A 4,158-nucleotide genomic window follows, 5' to 3' on the forward strand; every position below is an offset into this window, starting at 1 on the left:
GTGTCGCCGGCATCGGTATCAGCAACCAGCGGGAGACGTCCCTTGCATGGGACCGCACCACAGGCGCGCCCCTCGGGCACGCCATCGTGTGGCAGTGCGCCCGGGCGGCGGACATCTGCGAGCGGGTGGAGCGCCTCGGCGAGGCGGAGCGCATCCGCAGGGCCACCGGCATGAACCTCTCCCCCTACTTCCCGGCGTCCAAGATCGCCTGGATACTCGAACATGTGGAAGGGGCCAGGGAGAAGGCGGACCAGGGGGAGATCTGCCACGGCACGATTGACAGCTGGCTCATCTACAAGCTGACCGGTGGGAAGTCGTACAAGACCGACTACTCCAACGCCTCCCGCACCCAGCTGTTCAACATCTTCGAGCTTGCGTGGGACGAGGGAATCTGCCGGCTCTTCGGCATCGATCCGGCGAACCTGGCCGAGGTATGCGATTCGGATGCGGACTTCGGGGAGACGGACGTGGAAGGGCTGCTCCCCCGCCCGGTGCCGATCCACGGGGTGCTCGGGGATTCCCACGGCTCCCTGTTCGGCCAGGGCTGCTTAAAGCCCGGGATGATAAAGTCCACCTACGGCACGGGCTCCTCGATCATGATGAACATCGGGGAGGAGCCGGTCCTAAGCACCCACGGGGTTGTGACGTCCCTTGCGTGGAGCATGGGCGGTAAGGTGAACTACGTGCTGGAAGGGAACCTGAACTACACGGGGGCGGTGATCACGTGGCTGAAGGACGACCTGAAGCTCATAAGCTCGCCGTCAGAGACGGAGGAGCTGTCGGGGGAGGCGGTGCAGGACGACAGCCTGTACCTCGTCCCGGCATTCTCGGGGCTTGGGGCGCCGTACTGGGACAGCCATGCGGCGGCGGCCATCGTAGGGATGACGCGCACGACAGGGAAAGCGGAAGTGGTAAGGGCAGGCGTGGAATGCATCGCCTACCAGATAACGGACATCGTGAAGGCGATGAGCGAAGATGCACAGGTGAAGGTGGAAGAGCTGCGTGTGGACGGGGGGCCGACGAGGAACCGGTACCTGATGCAGTTCCAGAGCGACATCGCAGAGGCGGCGGTACAGGTGCCGGATTCGGAGGAGCTGTCGGGCATCGGCCCGGCGTACGCGGCAGGGCTTGCCCTCGGCGTGTGGGATGAAAGCATCTTCGACAGATTGAGACGGGTAAAATATGAGCCGCATATGGACGGCGCATTGAGGGATAGAAAGTACCAGGGCTGGAAATCAGCAGTCGGAACTATATTAACGAGGTAAGACACTTAATAAACCAAGAAAAGAGGTAGACAGCAATGGAAGGAAAAATGAAAGTATGTGTTTTGACAGGAAAGCAAAAGCTGGAATGGGTAGAGCGCGACATACCGCAGCCAGGCAAGGGCGAGCTTCAGATCAAGCTTGAATATGTAGGCGTGTGCGGCTCTGATCTTCATTTCTATCAGGAGGGGCAGCTTGCGAACTGGACGTTAGACGGCCCGCTAGCCCTCGGACATGAACCGGGCGGTGTGGTTACCGGAATCGGAGAAGGAGTGGAGGGATTTGAAGTCGGTGACAAAGTGTCGATCGAGCCGGCAGTGCCATGTGGAAAATGCGAAGACTGCCGCAAAGGCAATTATAACCTGTGTCAGAATATAAAAATGCTTGCCATTCCGGGAGAGCGGGACGGTGTGAATGCGGAATACTGTACACATGACGCCAGCATGTGCTACAAGCTGCCTGAGAATATGTCAACTCTGGAAGGCGCTATGATAGAGCCCCTTGCAGTCGGTATGCACGCCACAGAACTGTCAGACGCCAGAATCGGCGAGACGGCAATCGTCCTTGGGAGCGGCTGCATCGGACTGTGCACGGTCATGAGCCTGAAAGCCCGTGGAGTCAGCGAGATCTATGTGGCGGATGTGATGGACAAACGGCTCGAGAAGGCCATGGAAGTCGGAGCGACAAGAGTATTCAACAGCACAAGAGAGAGCATCGAAGAGTTTGCCAAGACGTTACCGGGCGGCGGTGCGGACCAGGTATATGAGTGCGCGGGCAACCGCGTCACGACGCTACAGTCGTGCAGGCTGATCAAACGTGCCGGAAAAGTGACACTCGTAGGCGTTTCGCCGGAGCCGGTCCTGGAGCTGGACATCGCGACGCTGAATGCGATGGAGGGCATCGTCTATTCCGTATACCGCTATAGAAACCTGTGGCCGAAAGCAATTGCCGCCGTTTCCTCAGGGGCGATTCCGGTAAAGGATATCGTATCCCATGAATTTGATTTCAAGGATTGTATCGAGGCCATCGAATACAGCCTGAACCATAAGGATGAAGTAATAAAATCAGTCGTCAAGTTTGTGTAAACTGTACATAAGAACGGTATAAAGGGAGAGAATTCGCTCATTCTTTATACGGGGACAGTCTCTTTTTGCATGGAGGAGCCTGTCCCCATTCACATTTTGGAAAAAACAGGAGTAGACATTATGAAAAAAACAGCAGTGCTATTGGCAGCATTAATAGCTGCAGCATCACTTGCAGGCTGCTCGGATAAACTGTCGGATGATTATGTAACCGTAAATGAATACAAAGGGATCGAAGTCGAAAAAGTGGAAGTTACAGAGACGACGGAGGAAGAGATAGATAAGGTGGTAGCAAGGATGATGGAAGGGTATGTGGCACAGCATGACCTTCCGGAAGATACGCAGATTACGGATGAAATTGTAAAAGAGACGCTATCGGATACGGCAGAGACAGTAGAAGAGTACAGAGCAGACCTCCGCAGACAGATAGATGCGGCAAAAGAAGACGCTGCCCGGGAGAAAATAGAGACGAGGGCCTGGGAGCAGGTGATCGATAAGACAGAAGTCAAGAGCTATCCGAAAGACCGAATCAAAGAGGTGAAGAAGCATCTGGAAGGTCAGTATGAAGCGTATGCAAAAGAAGCGGGGATGGAATACGAGGCATATATGGAGGCCCTTGGAATGACAGACAAAGAGCTGGACAAGGCGGCAAAGGCATCTGTAAAGCAGGAGCTTGCAGCAGATGTCATAGCTGACAGATACGGGCTGAAGCCAAATGAAGAAGCGTTCCAGAAGGCACTGGAAGAATACGCCGAAGAATACAAATTCGCCAATACGGATCTCCTTCTGGAAGCAGTATCTGAAGAAGAGATGCGGCTCCTCGTAACACAGGATAATGTTAAATCCTGGATTGCAGACCGCTGTAAGCTAGTAGAAGCATCCGAAGAGACGAAGGCGGAAGATTCGGAAGAGGAGGCGGACAAAGCGGATACGAAGGCAAATGAGGATGGAAAAGCTACGGCCCGATAGAAGGAGGTGATGGAACTTATGAAGACAAAAGTAATCATGGTGCGCCATGGAGAGACCGAATGGAATGTACGCTGCAAGTTTCTCGGAAGTGTAGATATCCCATTAAATGAAAAAGGAAGAAGGCAGGCCGGGTATGCGAAGGAAGCGCTGAAAGACGAACAGATAGACGTCATCTATACAAGCCCTATGAGGCGTGCCCTTGAGACAGGGGAAATCATACGGGGCAGCCGGACACTTCCCATACTGCCGGACGAAGGGCTTCGGGAAATCTGCTGCGGCAAGTGGGAAGGGCTCGACGGCAGAGAAGTAGAAGCAAGATATCCGGGCCAGATGGCACTGTGGAGAGATCATCCTGAGAAGATTAAGATTGAGGGCGGCGACACGTTTCAGGAAGTGTCAGACCGCATAATCGAGGCATTCTGGAGAATCGTAGGCAGCAACAGGGGCAGGACCATCCTCATAACATCCCACATGATCTGCCTGACGCTTCTTCTGATGCATTTTGAAGGCAGGCAGATCAGTGAGATATGGGATGTAAAGCCCATAGGTAACGCTGCGCTTACTATCGTGGAAGTGTCTGACGATGATAAAGTTGAGATAATATCCTGGAGTGATGACAGCTTCGTTCCCGAAGAGGATAAAAAGGGCAGCGCGCTCGTGGCAGGAAGACACCGCCCAGGTCGAGAATCAGATGAATAAAATATAAGAACAGCAGGCAGAACGGCTATCCGTTCTGCCTGCTGTCCTTATGTGCTTACCAGATACCAAAAAAGGTGAACAGACCGGGTAAATGGTAAAAATAACCAGATGATTTGATGTTACGGCATGCTATGATAAAAATCAAA

At 53.9% G+C, this 4,158-nt stretch carries 4 protein-coding genes; all 4 read left to right on the forward strand.

Annotated elements, in window-relative coordinates:
* On the forward strand, positions 1–1,265 hold a 1,265-nt coding region (locus HJV72_RS18650), incomplete at its 5' end, for an FGGY-family carbohydrate kinase (RefSeq protein WP_208073337.1).
* Positions 1,266–1,300: 35 nt separating this feature from the next.
* Positions 1,301–2,347 carry an NAD(P)-dependent alcohol dehydrogenase gene (locus HJV72_RS18655; protein WP_117772324.1) on the forward strand — a complete coding sequence of 349 codons (1,047 nt, stop codon included), beginning with the start codon at positions 1,301–1,303 and terminating at the stop codon, positions 2,345–2,347.
* Positions 2,348–2,467: 120 nt separating this feature from the next.
* Positions 2,468–3,313 carry a hypothetical protein gene (locus HJV72_RS18660; RefSeq protein WP_208073339.1) on the forward strand — a complete coding sequence of 282 codons (846 nt, stop codon included), beginning with the start codon at positions 2,468–2,470 and terminating at the stop codon, positions 3,311–3,313.
* 18 nt (positions 3,314–3,331) lie between these two features.
* On the forward strand, positions 3,332–4,012 hold the full coding sequence (locus HJV72_RS18665) for a histidine phosphatase family protein (protein ID WP_208073341.1): 681 nt from the start codon (positions 3,332–3,334) through the stop codon (positions 4,010–4,012).
* Positions 4,013–4,158: the final 146 nt, after the last annotated feature.

Source organism: Extibacter sp. GGCC_0201 (assembly GCF_017566055.1).
Taxonomy (GTDB): Bacteria; Bacillota; Clostridia; order Lachnospirales; family Lachnospiraceae; genus Extibacter.

What these genes read in the sequence shown, in the direction of transcription:
- HJV72_RS18655 (WP_117772324.1), top strand. Translation starts at nt 1,301, where the DNA reads ATGGAAGGAAAAATGAAAGTATGTGTTTTGACAGGAAAGCAAAAGCTG.
- HJV72_RS18660 (WP_208073339.1), top strand. Translation starts at nt 2,468, where the DNA reads ATGAAAAAAACAGCAGTGCTATTGGCAGCATTAATAGCTGCAGCATCA.
- HJV72_RS18665 (WP_208073341.1), top strand. Translation starts at nt 3,332, where the DNA reads ATGAAGACAAAAGTAATCATGGTGCGCCATGGAGAGACCGAATGGAAT.